Origin of the sequence: Shigella sp. FC1967 (genome assembly GCF_001743005.1) — a bacterium.
GTDB lineage: Bacteria > Pseudomonadota > Gammaproteobacteria > Enterobacterales > Enterobacteriaceae > Proteus.
In genome coordinates this window covers 1-3,900 of the sequence record NZ_MIIZ01000739.1, presented here as the reverse complement: position 1 = coordinate 3,900, position 3,900 = coordinate 1, and the positions used below count along the sequence as shown (strand labels likewise).

The 3,900-nt window shown below is 33.2% G+C and carries 3 protein-coding genes and 2 pseudogenes; 1 reads left to right on the top strand and 4 read right to left on the bottom strand.

Annotated features, from left to right (window positions below; all coding sequences use genetic code 11):
* Window positions 1-280 precede the first annotated feature (280 nt).
* The 4 genes and pseudogenes from BHE89_RS11620 to BHE89_RS11605 all read right to left on the bottom strand — a co-directional run bounded on the left by BHE89_RS11620 (window position 281) and on the right by BHE89_RS11605 (window position 2,697).
* Window positions 281-719, bottom strand: a pseudogene (locus tag BHE89_RS11620) (universal stress protein).
* Between the two features lie 66 nt (window positions 720-785).
* A pseudogene (locus tag BHE89_RS11615) lies at window positions 786-1,127 on the bottom strand (hypothetical protein).
* Between the two features lie 115 nt (window positions 1,128-1,242).
* Window positions 1,243-1,671, bottom strand: coding sequence for a universal stress protein (locus BHE89_RS11610; protein ID WP_036912874.1), 429 nt, complete (start codon window positions 1,669-1,671; stop codon window positions 1,243-1,245).
* Between the two features lie 141 nt (window positions 1,672-1,812).
* Complete coding sequence (locus tag BHE89_RS11605; RefSeq protein ID WP_069369012.1) at window positions 1,813-2,697, bottom strand: NAD(P)H-hydrate dehydratase; 885 nt, start codon at window positions 2,695-2,697, stop codon at window positions 1,813-1,815.
* Window positions 2,698-2,958: 261 nt separating this feature from the next.
* Between BHE89_RS11605 and BHE89_RS11600 the strand changes: the two genes are divergently transcribed.
* Window positions 2,959-3,180 carry a DUF2594 family protein gene (locus tag BHE89_RS11600; protein WP_006536484.1) on the top strand — a complete coding sequence of 74 codons (222 nt, stop codon included), beginning with the start codon at window positions 2,959-2,961 and terminating at the stop codon, window positions 3,178-3,180.
* The last annotated feature ends 720 nt before the right edge of the window (window positions 3,181-3,900 follow it).

Genomic DNA, 3,900 nt, shown 5'->3' with positions numbered 1-3,900 from the left:
TTAAATACAAAAAATAAAAAAACCCCTAAATAGAGATCTAGGGGTCAAAACTATTTTCTAATTTTTTATAAAAAAGTTAGCGAACAACTAACACGGACTTTAGAATGACTATCATTCTCAAATCAATAAAAGATCTGGGTATTTAAAAATAAAAACCGCATTAATAAGCAATCTCATTCACAAATCAATTTAAAATGGTTAGGCTTAAATACAAAAAATAAAAAAACCCCTAAATAGAGATCTAGGGGTCAAAACTATTTTCTAATTTTTTATAAAAAAGTTAGCGAACAACTAACACGGACTGTTTAGCATAAGCGACAATACCTGATGCATTTGAGCCCAATAGGTGAGTTGAAATACTTGGACGACGAGAGCCTATTACAATCAAATCGGCATGAATTTTTTCAGCGAGTTCTAAAACTTTATCTCTTGCAGAACCAAATACGGCTGAAAATTCAACTTGTTCATTTGGTAAATCAATGCCATTGGCTAATTCTTGCAGTTGCTCTTGTACACGCTCAAGTTGCTTTATTTGCAAAAGAACTGAGCATGTCGTAATGGTAGCTATAACTAATAGAAAACCGTGAAATATCAGGAATAGCATGGAAAAGATGCAGTTTTGCACCTTCTAATTTGGCAATATAAACAGCGTGTTGTAAGGCTTTAGTCGTTAACTCATCTTCTGAAATATCAACAGGTACTAGAATTGTCTTGTACATAGCAACTCCTCATTATCAGATTATTGTCTGTTTATTATTGTAGCGTTAAACCCACAGCTTGCTTATTTAATCTTCCTCAAGATGCCATTTATGCAATTGTCGATGAATAAAAGGTGTGACTACAAGCCCAATTGATAAAATAAAAACACACTGAAGAAATAAACCATAAATTGCAATAAAAAAAGCGCCCTGTTGGGGTTGCAGGTGCTGGCTCTACCGGTTGACCACTTAACATAGAAATTGCGTTTAATGAAGATTCCATAAAGGTATGACCTTCGATTAAATAAAAACCTAATACTCCCGGTAATAATCCTAAGAAAAAAGAAAATAGAGCCTATTACATAATAGCGTAAGATGCGTAGAATAAAATGATCGAGCCTTAAAAAGTTCTTGAGTAAATTTTTCCATTCTATCGATTTTCTAGACTGTTTATTCAATAAACTTATATTGAATAAATAAGATAAGCTACGCAAAAACTAAAAAAATATGCTACGAGAAATACTCATAGCATATTAGTAATAGATTAACGAACAACTAGCACTGAAATTTCAGCATAGCGAACAACACCCGCTGCCGTTGAGCCCAATAAATGAGTGCTAATATTCGGTCTACGTGAACCAATCACGATTAAATCTGCTTGAATATCTTTTGCTGTGACTAAAATTTCATCACGAGGTGAGCCAAAAGTAACCGTATAAGCGACCTTTTCAGCAGGTAAATCCACCGAATCCACCAACATTTGCATATCATTCTCTGCTTTCACGGTTGCTTTATCTTTAATTTCTGGATACCCCAATGAATAAGCATTAATAATTGCTGAAGAGATTGGAAGAACATGAATTAAATGTAAATTAGCTCCTGTTTCTTTTGCTAAATACACAGCATGTCGTACCGCTTTACTGGTTAACTCTTCTTCCACAATATCAATAGGCACTAAAATCGTTTTATACATAATAACTCCTCTCAACTCTCCATTTGCCTTAATCTTATCGCAATAACCCAAAGATTACTGTGAGTGAATTAACTAAAAACAATCTAACTTTAATAGAAACCTACTTTAATTATTAATACGTTAAGCTAAAAATAAAAGTGATCATTCAAAATAGTTTGCATTATGTTGTTGCGTTAATGTCCATATTTGATTGCGAATATTTCGGATACTATCGATCAATTCTGATGCGGTTAATCCTATTGGTCCAATACCTTTTTTAACTAAGATATCCGCTGACATTCCATGTATCCAAACCGCGCTTTTCACTGCATCAGACATTGTCATTCCTTGTGCTAAAAAACTGCCCATAACGCCTGTTAACACATCACCGCTCCCTGCGGTTGATAATCCACTATTACCCGTTGTATTAATTGTAATTTCCCCTTTCGGAGAAGTCACTACGGTATTTTGTCCTTTGATAATTGCCCAGCAATGATAAATTTTCGCAATTTCCTTCGCCGCATCTTCTCTATTATTTTGGATATCATTTAGCGTGCAATTAAGCAAAATAGACGCTTCTTTGGGATGAGGCGTTAATACACATTGCTGATTAAGCGAGTATTCTGATCTATGTTTCGCTATTAACACTAATGCATCCGCATCAAAAACATAAGGTCTATTTTCATTACACTGTGCTAAAGCTATTGATAACATCTCTTCCGAGTTTTCAGATAATCCCAATCCACATCCAATCGCCCAAGCAGAAATATCTTGCTGATCTATCAATGCTTGTGCTGTTTTAAGCATAAGCTCGGGAGCACTATCAATAAAAGGGACAGGAAGTTGTGGCTGAGCAAAGCCAAGAAATACTTTTCCACACCCTGCTTTCAATGCACTTTTACCTGCTAACACAATAGCACCACTCATTCCTTCTGCGCTGCCTATAATCCCTAATGTGCCGAATGTTCCTTTATGTGTATTTCCTGATTTGCGCTGATAAAGTGCGGGATAATGAGTGATCGCCTGTAACAGTTGTTCTTCATTCATATGATGCCCCCTTCTTTTTCTGCATTTTTTCTTATTGCTCGCAATGGGCGTTTTATCACATTCTGTTTGTATTAACGTTCAAAGTATAGCGTGGTTTCAACAAATAAATGGGATCACAGACTATTTTGTCTCTTTATCATGCTAATAATTTCAATATGATAAAATGCTTTTATCATCACTATTCATACCTTGCTGAGACTTTGCTATTCTAATGACCTAGCTTGATATGATTTATAAATTAAAGACACAGGAACGTAGATAATGAACGAGAAGTTTAAAACACAAGCAGATGTGGAAACATTAGCAGAAGAAGTCGCTTGCTTAAAAACATTAGTCACCTATATGTTAAAAGCATTAGGTCAAGCAGATGCGGGACGTGTTATTTTAAATATTGAACGTGCAATTGCGGAAGTTGATGACGAAAAACAAGCAGAGACATTCCGCAATACGATTAGCCAAATTAAGACAGCTTATCGTCAATAATACGTTGATTTTCGAATTGAGTGTTTGTACATATTTTTACTTTATTCTCTAAACTTTTTGTGCTGCACAAATAAACAAATTTTGGGATCAAATTTCCTATATACTCATTCTCGAAATAAACCATTCTTTATTCATTTAGCTACCCCTCTATCTTTATAGAGGGGATTTTTTTTCTTTTTTATCCCCCATTTTCAATTCAAGCCATTTTTCATGCCAACCAAGTGATAATGCGTTTTATTTTTCTTTTATTTTTTATCTAATATTCATTATCAAACCAATTTTTGTTTTAAATTTTTTTAATGTTATTTAGATTAAAGAATAGAATTAGGATCCCTTCCCCATCATTGCCAACACGTACATAGATTAAGCGATTAAATACAATGCATTAAAATTACCTTAACGCTAACGGATGAACATTTAGTTTTTTTTATTCTGATTTTTATGTTTAAAACACACATTTCGTTATTTTTAACACAAATAAAAACTAGCAATATAAAAATGTAAATAAAGATAATCCTAATATCACTATATTTTTAGTTATTTTTATTTACTGTGACTTATGAAATTTTATTAAATAAAAAATTGCTAGCTTATTGTCCCTAAACACAATTATAACGAAAATACCTTAACGCTAACGGATGAACATTTAGTTTTTTTTATTCTGATTTTTATGTTTAAAACACACATTTCGTTATTTTTAACACAAATAAAAACTAGCAA

Coding starts and splice junctions, on each gene's coding strand:
- BHE89_RS11610 (WP_036912874.1), bottom strand. CDS start 1,671: ATGTATAAAACGATTTTAGTGCCTATTGATATTGTGGAAGAAGAGTTA.
- BHE89_RS11600 (WP_006536484.1), top strand. CDS start 2,959: ATGAACGAGAAGTTTAAAACACAAGCAGATGTGGAAACATTAGCAGAA.
- BHE89_RS11605 (WP_069369012.1), bottom strand. CDS start 2,697: ATGAATGAAGAACAACTGTTACAGGCGATCACTCATTATCCCGCACTT.